The 24,064-nt window shown below is 67.9% G+C and carries 18 protein-coding genes and 1 tRNA gene; 11 read left to right on the top strand and 8 right to left on the bottom strand.

Annotated features, from left to right (window positions below; translation table 11 throughout):
* Window positions 1–36 precede the first annotated feature (36 nt).
* Together F7Q96_RS04250 and F7Q96_RS04245 are read right to left on the bottom strand one after the other, a co-directional pair.
* Entirely contained in the window at window positions 37–495 is a 459-nt protein-coding gene (locus tag F7Q96_RS04250) for a DUF2214 family protein (protein ID WP_053821254.1), read from the bottom strand.
* A gap of 120 nt (window positions 496–615) precedes the next feature.
* Window positions 616–1,836 carry a CaiB/BaiF CoA transferase family protein gene (locus tag F7Q96_RS04245; protein ID WP_053821255.1) on the bottom strand — a complete coding sequence of 407 codons (1,221 nt, stop codon included), beginning with the start codon at window positions 1,834–1,836 and terminating at the stop codon, window positions 616–618.
* 350 nt (window positions 1,837–2,186) lie between these two features.
* Here F7Q96_RS04245 and alaS point away from each other — a divergent pair, with 350 nt between their 5' ends.
* On the top strand, window positions 2,187–4,811 hold the full coding sequence (gene alaS, locus F7Q96_RS04240; protein ID WP_151022168.1) for an alanine--tRNA ligase: 2,625 nt from the start codon (window positions 2,187–2,189) through the stop codon (window positions 4,809–4,811).
* Window positions 4,812–4,918: 107 nt separating this feature from the next.
* On the opposite strand, the gene F7Q96_RS04235 is transcribed toward alaS, so the two are convergent.
* Complete coding sequence (locus F7Q96_RS04235) at window positions 4,919–6,139, bottom strand: GNAT family N-acetyltransferase (RefSeq protein ID WP_053821256.1); 1,221 nt, start codon at window positions 6,137–6,139, stop codon at window positions 4,919–4,921.
* Between the two features lie 167 nt (window positions 6,140–6,306).
* On the opposite strand from F7Q96_RS04235, the gene F7Q96_RS04230 reads away from it, so the two are divergent.
* Both F7Q96_RS04230 and glnK read left to right on the top strand, forming a co-directional pair.
* Window positions 6,307–8,424, top strand: a complete 2,118-nt coding sequence (locus tag F7Q96_RS04230; RefSeq protein WP_053823008.1) for an NAD(+) synthase — start codon at window positions 6,307–6,309, stop codon at window positions 8,422–8,424.
* An 81-nt stretch (window positions 8,425–8,505) separates the two neighbouring features.
* Window positions 8,506–8,844, top strand: coding sequence for a P-II family nitrogen regulator (gene glnK / locus F7Q96_RS04225; RefSeq protein ID WP_006578394.1), 339 nt, complete (start codon window positions 8,506–8,508; stop codon window positions 8,842–8,844).
* 49 nt (window positions 8,845–8,893) lie between these two features.
* Here the strand turns inward: glnK and F7Q96_RS04220 are convergent, their stop codons facing one another.
* Both F7Q96_RS04220 and trxB read right to left on the bottom strand, forming a co-directional pair.
* Window positions 8,894–9,592 (bottom strand): Smr/MutS family protein, encoded by a 699-nt coding sequence (locus F7Q96_RS04220; RefSeq protein WP_053821257.1) that lies wholly within the window; start codon window positions 9,590–9,592, stop codon window positions 8,894–8,896.
* A gap of 304 nt (window positions 9,593–9,896) precedes the next feature.
* Window positions 9,897–10,844, bottom strand: a complete 948-nt coding sequence (gene trxB / locus F7Q96_RS04215) for a thioredoxin-disulfide reductase (protein ID WP_151022166.1) — start codon at window positions 10,842–10,844, stop codon at window positions 9,897–9,899.
* Window positions 10,845–11,028: 184 nt separating this feature from the next.
* Here trxB and F7Q96_RS04210 point away from each other — a divergent pair, with 184 nt between their 5' ends.
* From F7Q96_RS04210 to F7Q96_RS04195, 4 genes are all read left to right on the top strand, one after another.
* On the top strand, window positions 11,029–13,350 hold the full coding sequence (locus F7Q96_RS04210; protein ID WP_151022164.1) for a DNA translocase FtsK: 2,322 nt from the start codon (window positions 11,029–11,031) through the stop codon (window positions 13,348–13,350).
* 133 nt (window positions 13,351–13,483) lie between these two features.
* Window positions 13,484–14,140: an outer membrane lipoprotein chaperone LolA gene (gene lolA, locus F7Q96_RS04205; RefSeq protein ID WP_151022162.1), complete on the top strand. Its 657-nt coding sequence runs from the start codon at window positions 13,484–13,486 to the stop codon at window positions 14,138–14,140.
* A complete protein-coding gene (locus F7Q96_RS04200) occupies window positions 14,137–14,568 on the top strand; it encodes a hypothetical protein (protein WP_144425748.1) in 432 nt (143 codons plus the stop codon). The genes lolA and F7Q96_RS04200 overlap by 4 nt, the downstream gene beginning before the upstream one ends.
* A gap of 179 nt (window positions 14,569–14,747) precedes the next feature.
* Window positions 14,748–15,803, top strand: a complete 1,056-nt coding sequence (locus F7Q96_RS04195) for a Fe(3+) ABC transporter substrate-binding protein (RefSeq protein WP_053821258.1) — start codon at window positions 14,748–14,750, stop codon at window positions 15,801–15,803.
* A 33-nt stretch (window positions 15,804–15,836) separates the two neighbouring features.
* On the opposite strand, the gene F7Q96_RS04190 is transcribed toward F7Q96_RS04195, so the two are convergent.
* Together F7Q96_RS04190 and F7Q96_RS04185 are read right to left on the bottom strand one after the other, a co-directional pair.
* A complete protein-coding gene (locus tag F7Q96_RS04190) occupies window positions 15,837–16,571 on the bottom strand; it encodes a hypothetical protein (protein WP_226994831.1) in 735 nt (244 codons plus the stop codon).
* Between the two features lie 168 nt (window positions 16,572–16,739).
* Window positions 16,740–18,428, bottom strand: a complete 1,689-nt coding sequence (locus F7Q96_RS04185) for an ABC transporter permease (protein WP_082371405.1) — start codon at window positions 18,426–18,428, stop codon at window positions 16,740–16,742.
* Between the two features lie 208 nt (window positions 18,429–18,636).
* Between F7Q96_RS04185 and F7Q96_RS04180 the strand changes: the two genes are divergently transcribed.
* The 4 genes from F7Q96_RS04180 to F7Q96_RS04165 all read left to right on the top strand — a co-directional run bounded on the left by F7Q96_RS04180 (window position 18,637) and on the right by F7Q96_RS04165 (window position 22,843).
* A complete protein-coding gene (locus tag F7Q96_RS04180) occupies window positions 18,637–19,677 on the top strand; it encodes an ABC transporter ATP-binding protein (RefSeq protein ID WP_390884816.1) in 1,041 nt (346 codons plus the stop codon).
* A 162-nt stretch (window positions 19,678–19,839) separates the two neighbouring features.
* The gene (locus F7Q96_RS04175) at window positions 19,840–21,204 is read left to right on the top strand and encodes a replication-associated recombination protein A (protein WP_053823012.1); all 1,365 of its coding nucleotides are present in this window, start codon (window positions 19,840–19,842) and stop codon (window positions 21,202–21,204) included.
* A 124-nt stretch (window positions 21,205–21,328) separates the two neighbouring features.
* Window positions 21,329–22,642: a serine--tRNA ligase gene (gene serS / locus F7Q96_RS04170; protein WP_053821259.1), complete on the top strand. Its 1,314-nt coding sequence runs from the start codon at window positions 21,329–21,331 to the stop codon at window positions 22,640–22,642.
* Between the two features lie 111 nt (window positions 22,643–22,753).
* Window positions 22,754–22,843, top strand: a tRNA-Ser gene (locus tag F7Q96_RS04165).
* Window positions 22,844–22,944: 101 nt separating this feature from the next.
* Here F7Q96_RS04165 and F7Q96_RS04160 read toward each other — a convergent pair.
* Window positions 22,945–23,901 (bottom strand): Rpn family recombination-promoting nuclease/putative transposase, encoded by a 957-nt coding sequence (locus F7Q96_RS04160; RefSeq protein ID WP_053821260.1) that lies wholly within the window; start codon window positions 23,899–23,901, stop codon window positions 22,945–22,947.
* Between the last annotated feature and the right edge of the window lie 163 nt (window positions 23,902–24,064).

The following is a 24,064-nucleotide window of genomic DNA, read 5'->3' as shown; positions in this document are numbered from 1 at the left end:
CGTCCTGGCGGTCTTTTGCCGAGGTGGCAGCCGGACTCAGCCGCGGATGCCGAGCCCGCGCGCCATCATCACGGCGCACAGCGGCAGCAGGATCAGCAGATGCGCTTCGATCATGACCCAGCGGCGCGCGGCCTTCAATTCCGCGTCGGACGGCACGAAGCCGGCCTGGCCCGCCGCCTGCGCGCGCCAGCGGCGGAAGCGGAAGGTCGGCGGCAGCGAGCACAGCGCGATCAGCACGAACACCGTCATCTTGGCGTGGAACCACGGGTTGGGCAGATAGAACTCGACGCCCTTGGCGCCGTAGAACAGCCGCAGCAGGCCCGTGGCCAGCGCCGCCATCGCGGAGCCGAAGTACAGCAGGTCGTAGATGCCGACGCGGCGCACCGCCGCCGGCGTGATGCCGGGGCGCAGCACGACGGCCTCGGCGACCAGGAAGGTGATCAGCGCGAAGATGGACAGGAAGTGGAGAAAAGCGAGCAAGGCATCGATCTGCATGGGTACTCCGGCTCGGTTCGGTTGGGGGAGGGGCGAAATCGGTGCGGACGACGGCCGGCCCCGCGGCCGCCGCCTCGTCATTGATCGCTCAGGCCGTGGTTCCAGTCGTCATTCGAACCGTCACAGCACGCCCCTGGCCCGCAGTTCGGCGATGCGCTCCGGCGTATAGCCGAGCATCTCGCCCAGCACCGCGTCGGTGTGCTCGCCCAGCAGCGGCGGGTGGCGCACCGCCTGCGGCGGCGTGGCGCTCATCTTGATCGGACTGCCGACCAGCTTGACCTCGCCGGCGCTGGGGTGCGGCAGGTCCACGCGCAGGCCGCGCGCCTTGACCTGGGCGTCCTCGAACACGTCATCCAGCGTATTGATCGGGCCGCACGGCACGCCGGCCGCTTCCAGATCGGCGATCCACTGCGCGCGCGTGCGCGGCCGGACCATCTCGGCCAGCATCGGCACCAGCGTGTCGCGGTTGGCCACGCGCTGCGGATTGGTGGCGAAGCGCGGATCGGCCGATAGTTCAGGCCTGCCGCCGGCCTCGACGAACTTGCGGAACTGCCCGTCGTTGCCGACCGCGACGATGATCCAGCCATCGGCCGCCTGGAAGGTCTGGTACGGCACGATGTTCGGGTGCGCATTGCCCCAGCGCTTCGGCGCGACGCCGCTGGCCAGGTAGTTGGTGTTCATGTTGGCCAGCATGGCGACCTGCACGTCGAGCAGCGCCATGTCGATGTACTGGCCCTCGCCGGTACGGTCGCGGTGCGCCAGCGCCGCCAGTACCGCGATGGTCGCGTACTGGCCGGTCATCAGGTCGGAGATCGCCACGCCGGCCTTCTGCGGACCGCCGCCGGGCAGGTCGTCGCGCTCGCCGGTCAGGCTCATGAAGCCGCCCATGCCCTGGATGATGAAGTCGTAGCCCGGGCGGGCGGCGTAGGGGCCGGTCTGGCCGAAGCCGGTCACCGAGCAGTAGATCAGGTCCGGCTTGACCGCCTTCAGCGACTCGTAGTCGAGCCCGTACTTCTTCAGCTGGCCGACCTTGTAGTTCTCCAGCACCACGTCGCTCTGCGCGGCCAGTTCGCGTACCAGCTGCTGGCCTTCCGGCGTGCTGATGTCGCAGGTCACCGAGCGCTTGTTGCGGTTGGCGGCAAGGTAATAGGCGGCTTCGGCAGTATCGCGGCCCGACTCGTCCTGCAGCCAGGGCGGACCCCAGGTTCGGGTGTCGTCGCCGGCGCCGGGCCGTTCGATCTTGATCACGTCGGCGCCGAAGTCGGCAAGGTTCTGCGCGCACCAAGGCCCGGCGAGCACGCGGGTCAGGTCGAGAACGCGGAGGTGGCTTAAGGCTCCCATGGGAATATCAGGCGGTAGCGGTGAGGCAGCGGGACGACGAATCGGGCAGGGCGGCGAATCGCCGGCCGAACGAACCGGCGGCACCGGCCGGCACAGGCGCGCAGGCGGGCGGGGCCGCCCCGGCCCGGACAGCCAGCACTGTACCACCGGCGGGTCGCCGGACGCACATCCGCGGACCCCGGCAGCGGTGTTGCCTCCGTGCCGCGCGTGCCGCCGGACGGCGCCGCGGACCGCCCGCCAGCGCCGGCCCAGCCTGCCGTTGCGGCCGCGTTCCCCGTATAATCAACGGTTTGCAAATCCAATCCGACTGCGCCCTGCGATGTCCATGCGGGGACGCCTTGCCCCCAAACATGAAAGTCTCCGACATCCGCAGCAAGTTCCTGCAGTTCTTCGAATCGAAGGGCCATACCGTGGTCCGCTCGTCGAGCCTCGTGCCGGCCAACGATCCGACGCTGTTGTTCACCAACTCCGGCATGGTGCAGTTCAAGGACGTCTTCCTCGGCACCGACAAGCGGCCCTATTCGCGCGCGACCTCGTCGCAGCGTTCGGTGCGTGCCGGCGGCAAGCACAACGACCTGGAAAACGTCGGCTATACCGCGCGCCACCATACCTTCTTCGAGATGCTGGGCAACTTCTCGTTCGGCGACTACTTCAAGCGCGAGGCGATCCAGTACGCATGGGAACTGCTGACCAAGGTCTACAACCTGCCGGCCGAGAAGCTGTGGGTCACGGTTTATGCCGAGGACGACGAGGCCTATGACATCTGGGCCAGGGAAGTCGGCGTGCCGGTCGAGCGCATCGTGCGGATCGGCGACAACAAGGGCGCGCGCTACGCGTCCGACAACTTCTGGCAGATGGCCGACACCGGTCCCTGCGGCCCGTGCTCCGAGATCTTCTACGACCATGGTCCCGAGGTCTGGGGCGGCCCGCCGGGATCGGCCGAAGAGGACGGCGACCGCTACATCGAGATCTGGAACCTGGTGTTCATGCAGTTCAACCGGGACGAGCAGGGCAACATGACGCCGCTGCCCAAGCCCTGCGTCGACACCGGCATGGGTCTGGAGCGGATCGCCGCGGTGCTGCAGCACGTGCACAGCAACTACGAGATCGACCTGTTCCAGGCGCTGATCCGCGCCGCCGCGCGCGAAACCGGCGTCGACGACCTGGCCAACAACTCGCTGAAGGTCATCGCCGACCATATCCGCGCCTGCTCGTTCCTGATCGTCGACGGCGTGATCCCGGGCAACGAGGGCCGCGGCTACGTGCTGCGCCGGATCGTGCGCCGGGCGATCCGCCACGGCTACAAGCTGGGCCGCAAGACGCCGTTCTTCCACAAGCTGGTGGCGGACCTGGTCGCGCAGATGGGCGAGGCCTATCCGGAGCTGGCCGAGGCCGAGCCGCGCGTGGTCGAGGTGCTGAAGGCCGAGGAAGAGCGCTTCTTCGAGACCATCGAGAACGGCATGAGCATTCTCGATGCGGCGCTGGCCGACCTGAAGGCCAAAGGCGGCACCATGCTGGACGGCGAGCTCGCGTTCAAGCTGCACGACACTTACGGCTTCCCGCTGGACCTGACGCAGGACGTCTGCCGCGAGCAGCAGGTCTCGGTCGACGAGGCCGCGTTCGACGCCGCGATGACGCGCCAGCGCGAGCAGGCCCGCGCCGCCGGCAAGTTCAAGATGGCCGCCGGCCTCGAATATACCGGCGCCAAGACGACCTTCCACGGCTACGAGAAGCTGGCGCTGAATGACGCCAAGGTGGTCGCGCTGTACGTCGACGGCGCTTCGGTCGATACCATGCAGCCGGGCCAGACCGGCGTGGTGGTGCTGGACCACACGCCGTTCTACGCCGAGTCGGGCGGCCAGGCCGGCGACCAGGGCGAGATCAGGGCCGGCGCGGCGGTGTTCGCGGTGGCCGATACGACCAAGGTGCAGGCCGATGTGTTCGGCCATCAGGGCACGCTCGCCGGCGCCGCGCTGAAGGTCGGCGACACCGTGGCCGCCGAGGTCGACGCGCTGCGCCGCGCGCGCACGATGCGCAACCACTCGGCCACCCACCTGATGCACAAGGCGCTGCGCGAAGTGCTCGGCAGCCACGTGCAGCAGAAGGGCTCGCTGGTCGATGCCGACAAGACCCGCTTTGACTTCTCGCACAACGCGCCGCTGACCGCGGCGCAGATCCGCGAGGTCGAGGAGATCGTCAACGCCGAAATCCTGCGCAACGAGGCCACCGGCGCCGAGCTGATGCCGTTCGACGATGCGGTCAAGAGCGGCGCGATGGCGCTGTTCGGTGAGAAGTACGCCGACGAGGTGCGCGTGCTGTCGATCGGCAGCTCGAAGGAGCTGTGCGGCGGCACCCACGTGGCCCGCACCGGCGATATCGGCCTGTTCAAGATCGTGGTGGAAGGCGGCGTCGCGGCCGGCATCCGCCGCGTCGAGGCGATCACCGGCGACAACGCGCTGCACTATCTGCAGTCGCTGGACGCGCGCCTGAACGAGGCCGCGGCCGGGCTGAAGGCGCAGCCGAGCGAACTGGTGCCGCGCATCGGCCAGATGCAGGACCAGGTCCGCGCGCTGGAGAAGGAGCTCGAGCGCCTGAAGAGCAAGCTGGCCGCGTCGCAGGGCGACGAGCTGGCCAGCCAGGCGATCGAGGTCAAGGGCCTGAAGGTGCTGGCGGCCCAGCTGGAAGGCGCCGACGTCAAGACGCTGCGCGAGACGATGGACAAGCTCAAGGACAAGCTAAAGAGCGCGGCCATCGTGCTCGGCGCGGTGCAGGACGGCAAGGTCAGCCTGATCGCCGGCGTGACCGCCGACGCGACCGGCAAGGTCAAGGCCGGCGAGCTGGTCAACTTCGTCGCCCAGCAGGTCGGCGGCAAGGGCGGCGGCCGCCCCGACATGGCCCAGGCCGGCGGCACCGAACCGGCGAAGCTGCCGGCGGCGCTGGCGGGCGTGGGCGAGTGGGTGGCCGCGAAGGTCTGAAGTAGTAGCGCGACGTTTCGGATCCCTCTGACCTGCTCCCCTCTCCCACACGTGGGAGAGGGGAGAACCCCTCCGCCGTGGGCTATTTCGCGCTCACACTGGCCGCGCTAGCCCGGCTCCCCCGCCGTCCTCGCATACGGCGTCCTGTCGTTCAGTTCATCCAGATACGCATCGATTCCCGCGCGTTCGCGCGCGAGGAAGCGCTCAACCGCGTCCGCGAAGGCCGGGTGCGCGAGCCAGTGGGCCGAGCGCGTGGCGACCGGCAGGAAGCCGCGCGCCATCTTGTGTTCGCCCTGCGCGCCGCCCTCGAAGGTGCGGATCCCGTGTTCGATGCAGAAGGCCAGCGGCTGGTAGTACGCTGTTTCGAAATGCAGGCAGGGATGGTGTTCGAGCGCGCCCCAATAGCGTCCGTACAACGTGCTGACCGCCGGATCGTCGTCGTAGACCAGCAGCGAGGCGGCGATGTCACGGCCCTCGCGGCGGGCGATCACCATCAGCAGATGCTCGGGCATGGCCGCGCCGATGCGCTCGAAGAAGTCCAGGTTCAGATACGGCGTCGAGCGGTGTTCGCGATAGGTCTGCCGATAGCAGCGATGGAACAGCCGCCAGTCATCGGGCCCGATCTCGTTGCCGCGCAGATGGCGGAACGCGATGCCGGCCTCGGCGACGCGGCGCCTTTCCGCCCGGATGTTCTTGCGCTTCTTCTGCGACAGCGTGGCGAGAAACGCGTCGAAATCCGGATAGCCGGGATTGGTCCAGTGGAACTGCACGCCGTGGCGCATCATCATGCCGGCCTGCTGCATCAGCTTGGCCTCGGCGTCGTCGGGAAACAGCACATGCAGGGAGGACAGCTGGCTCTGCTCGGCCAGCGTCAGCGCGACCTGCAGCAACAGTTCGCGCGCCAGCGCGTTCTCGGCCAGCAGGCGCGTGCCTTGCACCGGCGTGAACGGAATCGCCGACAGCCACTTCGGGTAGTACTCCAGGCCATTCTGCGCATAGGCATCGGCCCAGGCCCAGTCGAACACATACTCGCCGTACGAGTGCGCCTTGGCGTAGAGCGGCATCGCCGCGGCCAGGCGCTCGCCGTCGGCGGTTTCCTTCCACAACGTCAGATGGCGCGGGCTCCAGCCGGTGTCGTCGCTGGCGCTGCCGCTCGCATGCAGCGCATGCAGGAAGGCATGGCGCAGGAACGGCGTGCGGCCGGGCTGCCGCGCCAGCAGGCCGTCCCACTCCACCGGCGAGAGGTCGGCCAGGTTCTCGACGATACGCGTGCGATAATTCTCGGGTCGCTCCGCCGGCATGGCGGCGCGGCCTGCGTGGGATGGCATGGACTTGCTTGCTTTCACGATGTGCCTTGCCGAGGCCCGAGGGACCTCCGGCCAGAAGGGGTGATGCGGGTGGTTGCGGGGCAGGTGCCGACTCGCATTATCGCCTGTGGCCGCGCCTGGCATCGGTCCGGCACCATGCGGCCCTGCGCACAACAAGGGTGTTCAAGATGAGCCGATTCTTCAATCTGTATTCCCATGGCTTCGTGCGCGTGGCGGTCGGCGTGCCACGCTGCAAGGTCGCCGATCCCGCCTTCAACGCGCAGCAGACCATCGCGCTGGCCCGCCAGGCGGCCGACGCCGGCGCCGCGCTGGTGGCCTTCCCCGAGCTGGGTTTGTCGGCCTACAGCTGCGACGACCTGTTCCATCAGAAGACCCTGCTCGACGCCTGCGAGCGCGCGCTGGGCGAGATCGTTGAGGCCTCGCGCACGCTGCCGTGCGCGCTGGTGGTCGGCATGCCGCTGCGGATCCAGCATCAGCTGTTCAACTGCGCCGTGGTGGTCGCCGGCGGCCAGCTGCGTGGCGTCGTGCCCAAGAGCTTCCTGCCCAATTACTGGGAATTCTACGAGGCGCGCCAGTTCAGCGCGGCCGATTGCGCCACGGTCGACCAGGTCGACCTGCTGGGCCAGAGCGTGCCGTTCGGCGCCGGCCTGCTGTTCGAGGTCGAGAACATCCCGCTGCTGCGCTTTCATGTCGAGATCTGCGAGGACGTCTGGGTGCCGATCCCGCCGTCGTCGTTCGCCGCGCTGGCGGGGGCCACGGTGCTGGTCAATCTGTCGGCGTCCAATATCGTGGTCGGCAAGTCCGGCTACCGTCATCAACTGGTGTCGCAGCAGTCGGCCCGTTGCCTGGCCGCCTATCTGTACAGCTCGGCCGGCAAGGGGGAATCGACCACCGATCTCGCCTGGGACGGCCAGGCGCTGGTCTACGAGAACGGCGAACTGCTGGCCGAATCGGAGCGCTTTGCCGACGATTCGCACATGATCTTCGCCGACGTCGATCTGGAGCGGCTGTCGCGCGAGCGCATGCACATGACGACGTTCGGCGACTCGGTGCGCCGCCATGCCGCCGAGGTGGCGAAGTTCCGCACCGTCGGCTTTGTGCTCGGTGTCGACGAGGACCGCGATCTGCCGCTGCAACGCCGCGTCGAGCGTTTCCCCTATGTGCCGGCCGACCGCCGGCGGCGCGACGAACGCTGCAACGAGGTCTACCAGATCCAGGTGCAGGCGCTGGTGCAGCGGCTGTCGGCCACCGGCATCTCGAAGGTGGTGATCGGCGTCTCCGGCGGCCTGGACTCGACCCATGCGCTGCTGGTCTGCGCCAAGGCGATGGACCGGCTGGGACTGCCGCGCGCCAATATCCTCGGCTTCACGATGCCGGGCTTTGCCACCAGCGACCGCACGCTGCAGCAGGCCAGGCGGCTGATGGAGGTGGTCGGCTGCACCGCGCGCGAGATCGACATCCGGCCGAGCTGCCTGGCGATGCTGAAGGACCTGGGCCATCCGTTCGCCGACGGCAAGCCGGTCTACGACGTGACCTTCGAGAACGTGCAGGCCGGCGAGCGCACCAATCATCTGTTCCGGCTGGCCAATCACCACAACGGCATCGTGATCGGCACCGGCGACCTGAGCGAGCTCGCACTGGGCTGGTGCACCTACGGCGTCGGCGACCACATGTCGCATTACAACGTCAATGCCAGCGTGCCGAAGACGCTGATCTCGCATCTGGTGCGCTGGGTCGCCGAAACGGGCCAGATCGGTGCGGGTGGCAGCGAGGTGCTGCTCGACGTGCTGGGCACCGATATCAGCCCCGAACTGGTGCCCGGCGATTCCAGCGACAAGCCGGGTCAGAAGACCGAAAGCGTGATCGGCCCCTACGAGCTGCAGGATTTCAATCTGTACTACACGCTGCGCTTCGGCTTCACGCCGTCGAAGGTCGCCTACCTGGCACTGCATGCCTGGGGCGACCGCGAGGCGGGACAGTGGCCCGAGGAGGCCCATGTCGCGCGCAACCAGTACGAACTGGCCGACATCAAGCGCAATCTGCGGATCTTCCTCGACCGCTTCTTCCGCACCAGCCAGTTCAAGCGTTCGTGCATTCCGAATGCGCCGAAGGTCGGTTCGGGCGGTTCGCTGTCGCCGCGCGGCGACTGGCGCGCGCCCAGCGACAGCGAGTCCAGCGCGTGGCTGGCCGAACTGGACCGCATTCCGGACACCGCCGCTGCGCCGAACGCCCGGGGCAAGGGTGGGGCGGCGGCGCAGGCCGGCAATCGACACGACAAGGGGTGATCCCCAACCCGCTTTGGCGCGTCATCGCGCCGCGCGGGCTAGAATCTTGCATCAACCAATCACGACAGAAAGGGGGCCGACATGAAGCAAATTACCGCCATCATCAAACCGTTCAAGCTGGACGAAGTGCGTGAGGCGCTGGCCGACGTGGGCGTGACCGGCCTGACGGTCACCGAAGTCAAGGGCTTCGGCCGCCAGAAGGGCCACACGGAGCTGTATCGCGGCGCCGAGTATGTGGTCGACTTCCTGCCGAAGATCAAGATCGAGGTGGTCGTGGCCGAAAGCCAGCTCGATACCGTGCTGGACGCGATCGTCAAGGCCGCCCATACCGGCAAGATCGGCGACGGCAAGATCTTCGTCACCGAGATCGAGCGCGTGATCCGTATCCGTACCGGCGAGCAGGACGAAGCGGCGGTCTGAGGCCGCCCGGTTTTGCCCCTCTCCCGCCCGGGGGAGGGGGCCACAGCCGTCAAGCGTACGGCTGACGCAGCAACACCATCAAGGCCCCCGAGCCGCCCTCGGCGCCCCGCGCCTCCACGAAGGCCAGCACTTCCTCCTTCTGCACCAGCCAGCTGCGCACCTTGCCCTTGAGCACCGGTTGCTTGTCGGGCGAGCCGTTGCCCTTGCCGTGGATCACGCGCACGCAGCGCACGCCGCGCCGCACGCATCGGCGCAGGAATTCGGCCAGCGCCTCCCGTGCCTCGTCGCGCCGCAATCCATGCAGATCGATGCGGTCCTGCGGCACCCATTCGCCGCGCCGCAGCTTGCGGATCACGTCGTTGCCGATGCCGGGACGGCGGAACGACAGCGTGTCGTCGGTCTCCAGCAGGTTTTCCACATCGAACTGATCCGATAGCGAGGCCGCCAGCACCGCCTGGTCGTCGAGCCGGGTTTGCACCGGCACCGGCTCGGGCCGCCGCGCGGGCGGCGTCACGCGGTTGCGATCGCGCAATGTCTGGACATTGCCGATGCTGTTGCGGAACACATTGGCTTCCAGCGCCGCCTGGCGCGCGGCTTCCTCGGCGGCCAGGCGCTCGGCCTCGCGGCGCTCGGCGTCGGCCTTCATCTGGTCGCGCAGCCGTGCCAGGTCGTCGAGGCCAAGGCGGGTACGGGCGGGAGTGGGGGAGGAACCGGCAGGGCGGCCGGATTTGCTGGCACCGTGCTTCATGATGGGAAAAGCGGCACCGCCGCGTGGCGGCGGGCAAGACCGTGAAACCGGCAAGGTAACACGATCGGCGGCAGAAGGTGGCGCGGGCGCAGCGGTGGGAATCCTTCTCCCCCGGCCCCTCTGCCGCCTGCGGGAGAAGGGAGAAAACCCACGGACAGTCGAGGCGCCGGTGATTCCTCTCCCGCAAGAGAGGGAGGGGACAGAGGGAAAAAACCGAGGGCAGCCGAGGCGTCGGCATGCCCCTCTCCCACCTGCGGGAGAGGGGCCGGGGAGAGGGCCGCTCGCCGCAGGCGAGCAGCGAAACTTACTTCAGCGCTTCGACGTAGCGCTGCGCGTCGAGCGCGGCCATGCAGCCGGTGCCAGCGCTGGTGATGGCCTGGCGGTAGACGTGATCCTGCACGTCGCCGGCGGCGAACACGCCCGGGATGTTGGTAGCCGTGGCGTCGCCCGACAGGCCGCTCTTGGTCACGATATAGCCGTTGTTCATCTCCAGCTGGCCGACGAACAGGTCGGTGTTCGGCTTGTGGCCGATCGCGACGAACACGCCCGCGAGCTTGCGCTCCTCGGTGGCGCCGCTCTGCACATTGCGGATGCGCACGCCGGTCACGCCGGACTCGTCGCCCACCACCTCGTCGAGCACGGTGTTCCAGACGATCTCGACGCGGCCCTCCTTCTCGCGCGCCAGCAGGCGATCGACCAGGATCGGCTCGGCGCGGAACTTGTCGCGGCGATGGATCACGGTGACCTTGCTGGCGATGTGGGACAGGTACAGCGCCTCTTCGACCGCGGTATTGCCGCCGCCGATCACCGCGACTTCCTGGTTCTTGTAGAAGAAGCCGTCGCAGGTGGCGCAGGCCGACACGCCGCGGCCCATGAAGTTTTCCTCGGAGGGCAGGCCCAGGTACTGCGCCGAGGCGCCGGTGGCGATGATCAGCGCGTCGCAGGTGTACTCGCCGGCGTCGCCGACCAGGCGGATCGGACGCTCGGTCAGCCTGGCCGTATGGATATGGTCGAAGATGATTTCGGTCTTGAAGCGCTCGGCATGCTCGAGGAAACGCTGCATCAGCTCGGGGCCCTGCACGCCGTTCGGATCGGCCGGCCAGTTTTCCACGTCGGTGGTGGTCATCAGCTGGCCGCCCTGGGCCAGGCCGGTGATCAGCACCGGCTCCAGGTTGGCGCGCGCCGCGTAGACGGCGGCGGTGTAGCCGGCGGGACCGGAACCGAGAATCAGCACTTTCGCGTGTTTGGCCATGATGCGTTCCTGTGACCGGCGTGCATGGCGCGCCGGCATGGGTAATCGAAAACCCGCATTATAAGTGGACCGGCGTTGGCGCATTGTTGCAAATTCCAATGGCGGCGATAGCCTGCGGGGGAGGTAAAATGCCGCCACCGCAATTCCGTACGGCGCCGTGCCGCGCCGCCATCCGTACCCCCGCATGGCCAGAACCACCACGACCACCCGCACCGATCCCTCCGTCCTGCCTTCCCGCATCGGCAAGCTGTTGGGAGAAGTACGCTGGTTCCTGCTGCTGGCCGCGACGCTGGCCTTCCTGTGCATCCTGGCCAGCTACAGCAAGGCCGATCCGGGCTGGTCGCACGCCAACCAGGTGGCGCAGATCCACAACCTCGGCGGCCGCGTCGGCGCCTGGCTCGCCGACGTGCTGTTCTTCATCTTCGGTTTCTCCGCCTACTGGCTCGGCGTGCTGCTGGTGCGCCGCTGCTGGCGCGGCTGGCGCATGCTGACGGCCGAGTTCCCCGACCAGGTAGAACAGGCGCGCCAGGGCGTGGTGGTCAGCTGGATCGGCTTCGGCCTGACGCTGGCCGCCAGCATGGGCCTCGAGGCGGTCCGCATGTATCCGCTGCGCGAGGCGCTGCCGCGCGCGCCCGGCGGCGTGCTGGGCGACCTGCTGGGCGGCTGGCTGCAGACCGCGCTGGGCTTTACCGGCGCCACGCTGCTGCTGCTGCTGATGCTGGCGATCGGGCTGTCGCTGTTCTTCCATTTCTCGTGGCTGTCGGTCTGCGAGAAGGTCGGCGCCTTCGTCGAGACCGCCTTCCTCGGCTTCAAGGCGCGCCGCGAAAGCAAGCAGGACCGCATCATCGGCGAGGCGGCCAAGGTCGAGCGTACCGAGACCGTCGAGGTCCAGCGCGTGCGCATCGAGGAGGCCGCGCCGGTGCAGATCGTGCGTCCGCAGGCGGTGCCCAAGCACGAACGGGTCGAGCGCGAGAAGCAGCAGCCGCTGTTCGCCGACCTGCAGGATGCCGACCTGCCGCCGCTGTCGCTGCTCGATCCGGTGCCGGCGTCGCAGGAGACGGTCAGCGCCGAGACGCTGGAATTCACCTCGCGTCTGATCGAGAAGAAGCTCAAGGACTTCGGCGTCGAAGTCAAGGTCGTGGCCGCCTATCCGGGCCCGGTGATCACCCGCTACGAGATCGAGCCGGCCACCGGCGTCAAGGGCAGCCAGATCGTCAACCTGGCCAAGGACCTGGCGCGCTCGCTGTCGCTGGTGTCGATCCGCGTGGTCGAGACCATCCCGGGCAAGAACTACATGGGCCTGGAGCTGCCGAATCCGAAGCGCCAGGCGGTGCGCCTGGGCGAGATCCTCGGCTCGCAGGTCTACAACGAGAGCGCCTCGCAGCTGACGCTGGCGCTCGGCAAGGACATCGCCGGCAAGCCGGTGGTCGCCGACCTGGCGCGCATGCCGCACTGCCTGGTGGCCGGTACCACCGGCTCGGGCAAGTCGGTCGGCATCAACGCGATGATCCTGTCGCTGCTGTACAAGGCCAAGGCCGACAGCGTGCGGCTGATCCTGATCGACCCCAAGATGCTCGAAATGAGCATCTACGAGGGCATCCCCCATCTGCTGTGCCCGGTGGTCACCGACATGCGCCAGGCCGGCAATGCGCTGAACTGGGCGGTCGGCGAAATGGAGCGCCGCTACAAGCTGATGAGCAAGATGGGCGTGCGCAATCTGGCCGGCTACAACAAGAAGATCGACGAGGCGGCGGCCCGCGAGGAGAAGATTCCGAATCCGTTCAGCCTGACGCCGGATGCCCCGGAGCCGCTGGAGAAGCTGCCGACCATCGTGATCGTGATCGACGAGCTGGCCGACCTGATGATGGTGGTCGGCAAGAAGGTCGAGGAGCTGATCGCGCGGATCGCACAGAAGGCCCGCGCGGCCGGCATCCATCTGGTGCTGGCGACGCAGCGGCCGTCGGTCGACGTGATCACCGGCCTGATCAAGGCCAACGTGCCGACACGGATCTCGTTCCAGGTCAGCAGCAAGATCGACTCGCGCACGATCCTGGACCAGCAGGGCGCCGAGACGCTGCTCGGCATGGGCGACATGCTGTATCTCGCGCCGGGCACCGGCCTGCCGGTGCGCGTGCACGGCGCCTTCGTCTCGGACGACGAGGTGCACCGCGTGGTCGACAAGCTGAAGGAAGCCGGCGAGCCGAACTATATCGAGGGCATTCTCGAAGGCGGGCTGGCCGAGGGCGACATCGGTGTCGATGGCATGGGCGGCGGTGCGGGCATCGGCGGTGGCGGCGAGGCCGACCCGCTGTACGACCAGGCCGTCGAAGTCGTGCTGAAGAATCGCCGCGCGTCGATCTCGCTGGTGCAGCGCCATCTGCGCATCGGCTACAACCGCGCCGCGCGCCTGCTCGAGGACATGGAGAAGGCCGGTCTGGTGTCGGCGATGTCGGGCAACGGCAATCGCGACATCCTGGCCCCCGCCGGCGGCGCGCGCGACGAATAGCGCGCGCCGGGCGGCCCGGCTCATGCCCGGTAATATGCCGTTACGCGTGTCACGCTTGCTGACGCCCGCGGACGGAATCCGGCGCCGCTCCCCGGCTCTAACCGGACACTTACCCAAAACAAGGATCGATTGCATGCCTAATCGCGTACTGGCGTCCGCACTTGCCGCCGTCGGCACTGCCGCCACCCTGGGCTGGGCCGCGCTGGCCCCGGCCACCGCGCAAGCCGCCGCCACCGATCAGCTGAAAACCTTCGTCACTACCGTCAAGAGCGCACGCGGCGAATTCACGCAGCGCCAGGTCAAGGGCACGGGAGAGGCGATGCGCATCACCGGCACCTCGAGCGGCACCTTCGTGTTCTCCCGTCCCGGCAAATTCGCGTGGCGCTATACCAAGCCCTACGAGCAACTGCTGCAGGCCGATGGACAGACGCTCTACATCTACGACAAGGACCTGAACCAGGTCACCGAGCGCAAGCTCGACGCCGCGCTGGGCTCGAGCCCAGCGGCAATCCTGTTCGGCAGCAACGACCTGGAGAAGAGCTTCGTCGTCAAGGACGGCCCGACCCGCGACGGCGTCGAATGGCTGGAGCTGACGCCCAAGGCCAAGGACACCCAGTTCGAGCGGATCGGCATCGGCTTCAAGGGCGGCAACCTGGAAGCGATGGAGCTGCGCGACGCGTTCGGCAACACCACGCTGCTGACCTTCAGCGCGATGCAGAAGAACCCGTCGCTGCCGGCCGACACCTTCCGCTTCAGCGTCCCCAAGGGCGCCGACGTGATCCGCCAATGAGGCCGGCCACCTCGCGCCACACGGCGCTGCGATTGGGGGGGCGTCTGGCGATCGGCCCGGCGCTGGCCACGCTGCTGGCACTGGGCGCATGCACCGGTGGCAGGAATGCGGCCCCGAGCCGGCAATTCGATATCGACGCGTTTCTGCGCGCGCCGGACACCACGCTGGCCGAGGTGCTGACCAATGCGGATTTCCTGGCCGCCACGGCCGCCTCCGCGCGCGACTGCGCCACGATGCTGCAGTCCGAGCGCAGCGGCGTGCTCGAGGAGTTGCCGGGCGCCGCGCGCGGCGATGCCTGGCTGCTGCGTCCGACCGGTCAGCCCGGCCGGGTCTGGCTGGTGACCCAACGGCGCGGCGGCGAACGCGGCTGCCACGGACCGCTGCCGGCCGACGCGGTCGGCGCGCTGGTGTCTCGCGCCAGCGGCTGAGGGCGTGCCAGGCCGAAGCGAACATTCCGGCCTGGTGATATTCCCGCCAGTGGAGCAGTCCTGTCGCGGCCGTTCCACGCGGGGAAACCGACATTGACGCCGAAAACGGGAATCATTATTGTTTGCGCTCGCCCGCTGACATTCGGCCAGCGGCGGAACCGCAAAGCCCGGAGGAGTCCATGTTCGTGTTTCGTCGTCTGCTGCCCGCTGCGGCAGCTCTCGCCATGGCGGCCAGCGCCGCGTCGATTCCCCTGGCCGCGATGGCCCAGGGCTCACAGGAAAAGGTGCTGAACCTCTATACGGCCCGGCACTATCAGACCGACGAGGCGCTGTACAGCAACTTCACCAAACAGACCGGCATCAAGATCAATCGCATCGAGGGCCAGGAGGATCCGCTGCTCGAGCGGATCAAGAGCGAGGGCGCCAACAGCCCGGCCGATGTGTTCATCACCGTCGATATCGGCCGCCTGTGGCGGGCGCAGCAGGCCGGCGTGTTCGCGCCGGTCAAATCGAAGGTGCTCGAATCGCGCATCCCCGCCAACTTTCGCGATCCCAACGGCGAATGGTTCGGCTTCTCGGCGCGCGCCCGCGTGATCGCCTACAACAAGGACACCGTCAAGCCGGGCGACATCAAGACCTATGAGGACCTGGCCGACCCGAAGTGGAAGGGCAAGCTGTGCACGCGCTCGAGCGGCCACGTCTACAACCTGTCGCTGATCTCGAGCCTGATCGCGCATGACGGCGAAGCGAAGACCGAGCGCTGGGCGCAGGGCGTCGTCGCCAATCTGGCGCGCACGCCCAAGGGCGGCGACACCGACCAGCTGAAGGCCGTGGCCGCGGGCGAATGCGATCTGGCGATCTCCAACACCTACTACATCGCGCGCCTGCTGAAGTCGACCAAGCCCGAGGACAAGGCGGTGGCCGACAAGCTCGGCGTGGTCTGGCCCAACCAGGACAGCCAGGGCGTGCACATGAACATCTCGGGCGGCGGCATGCTCAAGCACGCGCCGAACAAGGAGTCGGCGGTCAAGTTCCTGGAGTATCTCGCCAGCGACGAGGCCCAGGCCTACTTCGCCAACGGCAACAACGAGTGGCCGGTGGTGCCGAGCGTCAAGGTCGGCAATCCGGCGCTGGAGGCGATGGGCAGCTTCAAGGCCGACCGGATCAATGTGGCCGAACTCGGCAAGTATCAGCCGGTCGCGCAGAAGCTGGCGGACAAGGCCGGCTTCAAGTGATCGCCGGCTGAAGGGCGCGGCCGGCGCGGATCCTCACGACGGATCGCCGGCCGCGTCGTCACTGGTCTGGCCGGACCTGGTGGTGCTCGCGGTCTGCGCGAAGGCCGCCTTGCCGTCCGGCCCCTCGACGCGGCGGAAGGTCAGCCGCGTACTGCTCGACAAGGCCCGCCTGGCCATGCGGCGCTGCAGTTCGCGCCGCGCCAGGTTCATCTGGCCTACCGTGCCGCTGCCATACGGCTCCTGATTCAGCGCGGCGAACGTCGCCAACGTGGCTCGCAGCGCCGCCAGTGCGGCCTGCGCATCCTTCTTCAGCAAGGCATCGAGCGCCTGCCGTGCGCGCACCTGGGCCTGCAGCAGCGCATCCCCGGGATTGGACTTCGCACGTACCGCGTCCTGCGGCAATTGCACGGTGCCCGCCAGCCGGCGCAGCCCCGCGCGCACCAGCCCGCCGTCCATCGCCGCTTCCTGCATGACCCAGACCGCATCGTGGCGCAGCCACGGCTCGGCATCGGACAACCTGCGCAGCAGCGCCGACTGCAGGCCCGGCACGTCGAAGCGCCCGGTGCGGCGGATCGCATTGACGGCGATGCGGCGCAGCTGCGGATGATCATCGTCGAACAGTTCCTGCACCACCCGCTCGGCGATGCCTTCCTTGACCACCAGTTCGGCGAGTTCGGTGGCGAAGCCGATCTCCTGCACTGCCGTCAGCTTGTTCTGGCTGGCCAGGCGCGACATCTTGAAGACCAGCATCCGGTAACGAATTTGCATACGACTCCCGCCCATCGAGTTCGAGGAAAGCGGGCCGGCTTGCGCGGCCCAGCTTGGCATTCACGGGATATCGGCGAAATCGCGGCGGGCTTTAGCTCGACATGGAGAGCGGACCGGCGCGCCTGAACCCCATGCAGGCACGCTGCCTACGGCCCGCGCGCCGCTCGCTCAGTCCTGCGCGCTGCGGCGGATCTGCCGCGACAGCACGATCACCGGAATCAGCCCGACCAGCACGATCACCAGCGAGGCGGTGGCGGCCTCGGCCAGCCGCTCGTCGGCGGCGAGGTTGTAGGCCTGCACGGCCAACGTGTCGAAATTGAAGGGGCGCATCACGAAGGTCGCCGGCAGTTCCTTCATCACGTCGACGAAGACGATCAGCGCCGCGGTCAGCAGGCTGCCGCGCAGCATCGGCAGATGCACGCGGCGCAGCGTCGCGGCGGGGCCGTGGCCCAGGCTGCGCGCGGCGGTGTCCATGCTGGGCGTGATCTTGGCCAGTCCGGCGTTGACCGTCTGCAGCGCGACGCCGAGAAAGCGCACCAGATAGGCGTAGACCAGCGCGGCAATGCCGCCGGTCAGCAGCAGGCCGGGCGACGCGCCGGTCAGTTGCTGGATCCAGCCGGCGATCGCATTGTCGAGCCGCGCGACCGGCACCAGCACGCCCACCGCGATTACGGAGCCGGGCAGCGCATAGCCCATGCCGCAGACCCGCAGCAGCGCCCGCATTGGCCAGCCGCGGCCGAGCCGTCCGGCATAGCCGATCGCCAGCGCGATCAGCACCGCGGCCAGCGCGGTAACGCTGGCCAGCAGGAAGCTGTTGCGGACCAGGCCGATGAAGCGCGGGCCGAACTGCGCGTCGCCGTCGGTGAAGGCCATCTCGAACAGCATCAGCGCCGGCACCAGGAAGCCCAGCAGCACCGGCAGCGCGCACGCCGCCAGCGCGGCCCAGCCGTGCCAGCCCGTCAGCCGATAGGTCTGCGCGCGGCGTTGGCCGCCATGCACGCGGGCCTTGCCGCGCGAGATCCGCTCGGCCACCAGGATCGCGATCACGAAGGCCAGCATGCAGGCCGACAGCTGCGCCGCCGCGCTCTTGTCGCCGAGCGAGAACCAGGCGCGATAGATGCCCGTCGAGAAGGTCGGGATCGCGAAATAGGCGACGGTGCCGAAATCCGCCAGCGTCTCCATCAGCGCCAGCGCGGTGCCGGCCGCGATGCCGGGGCGCGCCAGCGGCAGCACCACGCGCAACAGGCTGCGCCAAGGCCCGTGGCCGAGCAGCCGGGCCGCCTCCAGCGTGTTCAGCGTCTGCTGCAGGAAGGCGGCGCGGGCGGTCAGGTAGACGTAGGGGTAGAGCACCAGCGAGAACAGCACGATCGCGCCGCCCAGTGTCCGTACGTCCGGAAACCAGTAGTCGCGCGCGCCCCAGCCGGTCAGTGCGCGCAGCCAGCTCTGCACCGGGCCGGCGAACTGCAGCGCGTCGGTATAGGCGTAGGCGATCACGTAGGCGGGCATCGCCAGCGGCAGCACCAGCGCCCATTCCATCAGGCTGCGGCCCGGGAAGCGATAGGTGCAGACCAGCCAGGCGGTCGGCACGCCGAGCAGCAGCACGCCGACGGCGACGCCGGCCAGCAGCCACAGCGTATTGGCGACGTATTCGGCCAGCACCGTGTCGGCCAGGTGATGCCAGGTCTCGGTGCTCGGCGTCAGCAGGCTGGCCGCCACCACCAGGATCGGCACCGCGATCAGCAGGGCCACCACGCCCGCCGCGAACGACAGCGGATGGATGGCCGCCGGCCGCCGTCCACGCCGTGCCACACCGGCATGGTCGTGATCGGGCAATCGGGCGGGATGGAGCAGGGACATGCGCGGCGATCGGCTGGGAAGAAAGTGCCGCGGGCGGCGCGGCTCGGGCATTCTAACAATCGCCGGTCCCGCGTTGCTGATACTTATAATGATTCGCATGTCCGCCTTCGATCTCGACACCGCGCCTCCCGCCGCGCCTGCCGCGCCCACCGCTTCGCCCCGGCCCGGCGCCGTCGCGGCTGCCGCCCCAGCCAGCGTGCCGCCCGATCTGGTGCTGGAGGTCGAGCACATCCGCCACGGCTTCGACAGCCAGATCGTGATCGACGACCTGTCGTTCTCGCTGGCGCGCGGCAGCATCGGCTGCCTGCTCGGTCCCAGCGGCTGCGGCAAGACCACCGTGCTGCGGGCCATCGCGGGCTTCGAGCCGTTGCGTGCCGGGCGCATCGTGCTGGACGGGCAACTGGTATCGGCACCGGGCCTGTCGGTCCCACCTGAACGGCGGCGCGTCGGCATGGTGTTCCAGGACTACGCGCTGTTTCCGCATCTGAGCGTGGCCGACAACGTCGCCTTCGGCCTGCATCGTGACAGCCGCCAGGCGCGGCGCGAGCGTGTCGCCGAAGTGCTCGAGCTGGTCGGTCTGGCGGGCGCCGGCGCGCGCTTCCCGCACGAGCTGTCCGGCGGCCAGCAGCAGCGCGTGGCGCTGGCCCGCGCGCTGGCGCCGCGGCCCGAGCTGCTGCTGCTCGACGAGCCGTTTTCCAATCTCGACGTGGACCTGCGCGAGCGGCTGAGCCTGGAGGTGCGCGCGATCCTGAAGGCCCAGGGCGCGACCGCGATCCTGGTGACCCACGACCAGCTCGAAGCGTTCGCGATGGCCGACGAGATCGGCGTGATGCACGCCGGTGCGATCGAGCAGTGGGGCACGGCGCATCAGCTCTATCACAAGCCCGCCACGCGCTTCGTCGGCGATTTCATCGGGCAGGGCGTGTTGATGCCCGCCCGCGTCACCGCGCCGGGACAACTTGACTGCGAACTGGGCACGCTGCACAGCCGCGACGGCCTCGCCTTGGCGCCCGGCGTGGCCGAGGTCGACGTGCTGATCCGCCCCGACGACATCCTGCACGACGATGCGAGCGCGCTGCGCGCGCAGATCCTGCACAAGGCCTTCCGCGGCGCCGAGATTCTCTACACGCTGCGGCTGGCCAGCGGCGGCAGGGTGCTGTCGCTGGCGCCGTCGCACCACGACCACGGCGTCGGCGACTGGATCGGCATCCGCGTCGAGGTCGACGACGTGGTGGCGTTTCCGCGCTAGCGCGGCGAGCCCGATCCCCGCCGGGCGGCACCGCGTACGGATGCACTACACTGGCGCTTTGGCCGGCCGCGCGGCCTGCGGAAAGACGTGCACCGAGACGTGCACCGACACCAGCATCGCGACCTGCGCACCGCCCGCACTGAAACCCAAGCCTTGACCACCGTGCCGGACACGCTGTTTTCCGAACCTTCCGACGCTTCCCGCCAACCGCTGGCCGAACGGCTGCGCCCACGCAATATCGACGAGGTCATTGGCCAGCAGCATCTGCTCGGCCCGGGCAAGCCGCTGCGCGTGGCCTTCGAATCGGGCGAGCCGCATTCGATGATCCTGTGGGGCCCGCCCGGCGTCGGCAAGACCACGCTGGCGCGGCTGATGGCCGATGCCTTCGATGCCGAGTTCATCGCGCTGTCGGCGGTGCTGTCGGGCGTCAAGGATATCCGCGAGGCGGTCGAGCGTGCCGAGCAATACCGCGCCCACGGGCGGCGCACGCTGGTGTTCGTCGACGAGGTCCATCGCTTCAACAAGAGCCAGCAGGACGCCTTCCTGCCGCATGTGGAAAGCGGCCTGTTCACCTTCATCGGCGCGACCACCGAGAATCCTTCATTCGAGGTCAATGGCGCGTTGCTGTCGCGGGCGGCGGTCTATGTGCTCAAGAGCCTGGACGATGCCGAACTGCGCCAGCTGGCCCTGCGCGCCAGCGACGCGCTGGGCGGCCTGGCGTGGGACGACGAGGCGCTGCAGCTGATCGTGTCGTCCGCCGACGGCGATGGCCGCAAGCTGCTGAACAATATCGAGATCGTCGCGCGGGCCGCGCGTACCGCCGGCGCGCAGACGATCGACAAGGCGCTGCTCGGCAGCGCGCTGTCGGAGAACCTGCGCCGCTTCGACAAGGGCGGCGATGCGTTCTACGACCAGATCAGCGCGCTGCACAAGTCGGTGCGCGGCTCCGACCCCGACGCGGCGCTGTACTGGTTCTGCCGCATGCTGGACGGCGGCGCCGACCCGCGCTATCTGGCGCGCCGCATCGTGCGGATGGCATGGGAAGACATCGGCCTGGCCGATCCCCGCGCGGCGCGGATGACGCTGGACGCGGCCGAGACCTATGAGCGCCTGGGCTCGCCCGAGGGCGAGCTGGCGCTGGCGCAGGCGCTGATCTACCTGGCGGTCGCGCCCAAGTCGAACGCCGGCTACAACGCCTACAACGCCGCGCGCGCCTTCGTCGCCAAGGACAAGTCGCGCGCCGTGCCGGTCCATCTGCGCAATGCGCCGACCAGGCTGATGAAGGAGCTCGGCTACGGCCACGCCTACCGCTACGCGCACGACGAGCCCGAAGCCTATGCCGCCGGTGAGCACTATTTCCCCGACGACCTGAAGGCGCAGGGCTGGTATCAGCCGACGCCGCGCGGCCTCGAAGGCAAGATCGGCGACAAGCTGCGCCATCTGCGCGAGCTGGACGAGGCCTGGCACCGCCGGCAGAAGAGCCAGCCGGCGGGCAAGGGGAGCAAGGCCGACGATAGCGGCGGCTAGCCGCGGCTAGCGGCGCCGCGGGCCGGCATCGCGGCCAGGCCCTGCCGCGGTGCAGTAAAATGTGCGGTTCGGCGGCATGCCTGCCGCTTCCCGATCGCTCCGACCGCACGCTTTTCCCGCAAACATGCTCGACATCCAGCTGCTCCGCAAAGACCCCGACGCCGTGGCACAACGCCTTGCCACGCGCGGATTCCAACTCGACCTGGGCGCCTTCCAGTCGCTCGAAAGCGAGCGCAAGCAACTGCAGACCCGCACCGAGGAACTGCAGGCCCGCCGCAACACGCTGTCCAAGCAGATCGGCATGGCCAAGGGCAAGGGCGAGGACGCGTCGGCGCTGATGGCCGAGGTCGGCGGCATCGGCGACACGCTGAAGGAATCGGCGGCGCGGCTCGACGACATCCAGGCCCAGCTGCAGCAGCTGATGCTGTCGCTGCCGAACCTGCCGCACGACAGCGTGCCGGTCGGCAAGGACGAGAACGACAACGTCGAAGTGCGCCGCGTCGGCACGCCGCGCAGCTTCGACTTTCCGGTGCGCGACCACGTCGACGTCGGCGAGCGGCTTGGCCTCGATTTCGAGAGCGCGGCCAAGATCACCGGCTCGCGCTTCGCGGTACTGCGCGGCGGCATCGCCCGCATGCATCGCGCGCTGGTGCAGCTGATGCTCGATACCCATACGCTCGAACACGGCTACACCGAGATGTACGTGCCGTACATCGTCAATGCGGCGTCGATGCGTGGTACCGGCCAGCTGCCCAAGTTCGAGGACGACCTGTTCAAGGTGCCGCGCCAGGTGGGCGGCGAGGGCGCGGACGGCGGCGAGCGGACCGAGAACTACTACCTGATCCCGACCGCCGAGGTGCCGCTGACCAATCTGATGCGCGACGTCATCGCGTCGGCTGACGAATTGCCGCTGCGCTTCGTCGCCCATACGCCGTGCTTCCGCTCCGAGGCCGGCTCGTACGGCAAGGACACGCGCGGCATGATCCGCCAGCATCAGTTCGACAAGGTCGAGCTGGTCCATATCGTGCGCCCGGAGGCATCGTTCGACGCGCTGGAACAACTGACCGGCCATGCCGAGGCGATCCTGAAGAAGCTCGACCTGCCGTTCCGCACGATCGTGCTGTGCACCGGCGACATGGGCTTCGGCAGCACCAAGACCTACGACCTCGAAGTGTGGATCCCCGCGCAGAACACCTATCGCGAGATCAGCTCGTGCTCGAACATGGGCGACTTCCAGGCGCGCCGCATGCAGGCACGCTGCCGCGCCGGGCAAGGCAAGCCGGAGCTCGTGCACACGCTGAACGGCTCCGGCCTGGCGGTCGGCCGCACGCTGGTGGCGATCCTCGAGAACTATCAGAACGCAGACGGTTCGGTCACGGTGCCGACCGCGCTGCAACCGTATCTGGGCGGCCTGACGCGGCTGGAACCGGAGGCCTGAGGCCGGCCAACCGGGCAGCAGCAAGAAGCCACGCCAAAAACGCGCCGACCCTCTTGCAGTCTGTTTTTGACTTCTCTATAATCTCGGTTTCGCCGCAACGCGACCAGTTCAGGAGAGGTGGCAGAGTGGTCGAATGTACCTGACTCGAAATCAGGCGTACCGGCAACGGTACCGTGGGTTCGAATCCCACCCTCTCCGCCAGTAGTGCAAAACCCCCGAAGGCGTGCCTTCGGGGGTTTTTGTTTTGGGCGGTGCTTCTTGTTCGGGTTTGGGTGCGCTGGCTCAATCCATCGATCAGGGAATCAGGCGGCGACCCGTCCTTCAGTGTGGTCACTGAAGATGTCGTCGAGGCATTGGGCTGAGTCCAGCCGATCCACCCAGCGTTCGAGTTGTTCGGTATTGGCCCGCGCGATGCGGGAGGCAATGTCCGGCGGCAACGAGCCAAATCGCTGTGTCAGCACCTTCTGCAGCACGTATGCTTCCCCCTCTACCTTGCCTTGCAAAACTCCTTTCTGTCTCAACTCATTTAGCGATAACACCAGGCTCATATTGACCTCCTTCAGGTTGACCACCTCCGGTAGCAACAAAACCCCGTCGCTCCGGCGATGGAGTAGTTGACGCATCCAGATCGAAAAAATCCGGTGCAGTTCGACGTCGCCATCGATCATCTCGTTCAGTTGATCGACCAGTTCGGGCAGGCGATCCAGATCCCCGCGCTCGATCAGGATCACCATGGCCACGCGATTGTTCAGCGCCTGCAGATCGCTATCCCGATACTGGCTCGTATCGATCAGCAGATAGGCGAGTTGCGGCTGGAATCTTGCTGCCAAACGCGGAGCGGCAACGACCATCGAAGCCATGTCGGTAGGGGCGGTCCACGGCGCCTTGCCGGTGTACATCACCAGCGGCAGAACGGGCGGCAGCTTGCGATCCGCGAGCACGTTCTTGCGGCGGCCAAGGTCCTGATAGAGCAGTCCCATATATTCCATGACACGGACTGCCATGCAAGGGTCGACAGTGCTCTGGAATTCGATCGGCATGTAGAGGTAGAGCCGATCGTCATCGGCGCGGACGCGCCAGACCACATCATTGGCGCGTTGGCGCAAGTTGTCGCCAACGTATTGCGGGGGAATTTTCTCCAGCGTTTCAAAATCGAGGCTGCGCAGCCAGTCGTTCTCGACGAATGCGGTGACCAGTTCGCGCACCAGGTCGGGCGTGGAGAACAGCAGCTTGTAGCAGGAGTCGTAGGTCAGAACCATGATCGGCGATACCGTGTTGAGACCTGCGTAGCTTGCCGATCGGTGAACCCGGAAGCTTCTGAAAAATGCACGCGCTTTACGTTTCGGCCGGAGGGGCGCGCAGAATGAGAAAAGTCCGCATCGACGCCTGAGCGCCGATGCGGACTTCCTGTTGCGGAGACCC

The sequence above is a fragment of the Cupriavidus gilardii genome (assembly GCF_008801915.1).
In the GTDB taxonomy this organism is placed as follows: Bacteria; Pseudomonadota; Gammaproteobacteria; order Burkholderiales; family Burkholderiaceae; genus Cupriavidus; species Cupriavidus gilardii.
The sequence above is the reverse complement of the archived record's forward strand: the minus strand, read 5'-3'. Positions and strand labels throughout refer to the sequence as shown.

Coding starts and splice junctions, on each gene's coding strand:
- F7Q96_RS04235 (WP_053821256.1), bottom strand. CDS start 6,139: ATGCCATCCCACGCAGGCCGCGCCGCCATGCCGGCGGAGCGACCCGAG.
- lolA (WP_151022162.1), top strand. CDS start 13,484: ATGCCTAATCGCGTACTGGCGTCCGCACTTGCCGCCGTCGGCACTGCC.
- F7Q96_RS04220 (WP_053821257.1), bottom strand. CDS start 9,592: ATGAAGCACGGTGCCAGCAAATCCGGCCGCCCTGCCGGTTCCTCCCCC.
- F7Q96_RS04190 (WP_226994831.1), bottom strand. CDS start 16,571: ATGCAAATTCGTTACCGGATGCTGGTCTTCAAGATGTCGCGCCTGGCC.
- F7Q96_RS04195 (WP_053821258.1), top strand. CDS start 14,748: ATGTTCGTGTTTCGTCGTCTGCTGCCCGCTGCGGCAGCTCTCGCCATG.
- trxB (WP_151022166.1), bottom strand. CDS start 10,844: ATGGCCAAACACGCGAAAGTGCTGATTCTCGGTTCCGGTCCCGCCGGC.
- F7Q96_RS04245 (WP_053821255.1), bottom strand. CDS start 1,836: ATGGGAGCCTTAAGCCACCTCCGCGTTCTCGACCTGACCCGCGTGCTC.
- alaS (WP_151022168.1), top strand. CDS start 2,187: ATGAAAGTCTCCGACATCCGCAGCAAGTTCCTGCAGTTCTTCGAATCG.
- F7Q96_RS04160 (WP_053821260.1), bottom strand. CDS start 23,901: ATGGTTCTGACCTACGACTCCTGCTACAAGCTGCTGTTCTCCACGCCC.
- F7Q96_RS04250 (WP_053821254.1), bottom strand. CDS start 495: ATGCAGATCGATGCCTTGCTCGCTTTTCTCCACTTCCTGTCCATCTTC.
- serS (WP_053821259.1), top strand. CDS start 21,329: ATGCTCGACATCCAGCTGCTCCGCAAAGACCCCGACGCCGTGGCACAA.
- F7Q96_RS04185 (WP_082371405.1), bottom strand. CDS start 18,428: ATGTCCCTGCTCCATCCCGCCCGATTGCCCGATCACGACCATGCCGGT.
- F7Q96_RS04210 (WP_151022164.1), top strand. CDS start 11,029: ATGGCCAGAACCACCACGACCACCCGCACCGATCCCTCCGTCCTGCCT.
- glnK (WP_006578394.1), top strand. CDS start 8,506: ATGAAGCAAATTACCGCCATCATCAAACCGTTCAAGCTGGACGAAGTG.
- F7Q96_RS04200 (WP_144425748.1), top strand. CDS start 14,137: ATGAGGCCGGCCACCTCGCGCCACACGGCGCTGCGATTGGGGGGGCGT.
- F7Q96_RS04230 (WP_053823008.1), top strand. CDS start 6,307: ATGAGCCGATTCTTCAATCTGTATTCCCATGGCTTCGTGCGCGTGGCG.